Annotated in this window: 1 protein-coding gene; it reads right to left on the reverse strand. The window is 65.9% G+C overall.

Annotation, left to right across the window (positions count from 1 at the left end; genetic code table 11):
* Positions 1-508, reverse strand: a 508-nt coding sequence (locus DW661_RS06220; protein WP_233547466.1) for a transposase, incomplete at its 3' end; no start/stop codon positions are given.
* Positions 509-649: the final 141 nt, after the last annotated feature.

The raw sequence follows: 649 nt of genomic DNA on the forward strand, positions 1-649 counted from the left end.
AGTTGCCCTTCCTGCGGCCGGTGGGCGTCCTCTCGTCGAAGGCGAGCCCGTGCCTGAGCAGGAACTTGGAGAGCCGCTGCTTCGCGCGCGAGAGGTCGTCCCTCGCGTCCTCGAGCGCCCTGGTCAGGTCGCGGGCGGCCTCGCACTCGTCGTCGGGGACCCACACCTCGACGACGTTGCCGACCGACAGCATGCGGGCGAGGAACTCGGCGTCGTTGCGGTCGTTCTTCCTGCGCCTGTCCGCGCTGGGCTTGATCATCTTCGAGACGGCGCCGACCACGCAGTCGACCCCGAGGCCGGAGAGCCTCTTCTGCAGGTCGAACCCCGTGACCCCGGATTCGTACACGCACCTGGCCTTTGGGTCCACGGACCGCACCCACTCCGCGACTGCCCCGGCGTCGTAGCCGAAGGTCGCGCAGCGCACCTCCCCGGTCATGACGTCGAGGGAGACTGCCTTTATCGAGCGGGCGTGGACGTCGAGGCCGACGAAGGTGGTAGTATCGAGCATGGGAGCCCCTTCCATGAATGCGGCGTGGCCGCCGCGGCTGAATTAGACACTCACCATTGTCGGCCTAATCCGCGGTCTTTCATGCAGCAGGGGCTCTCAATGTTTTTATGTCCTGCTCATATCGTCTGTGTCGGCACTTGG

This window comes from Collinsella sp. AM24-1 (assembly GCF_003470325.1).
Classification (GTDB): Bacteria; Actinomycetota; Coriobacteriia; order Coriobacteriales; family Coriobacteriaceae; genus Collinsella.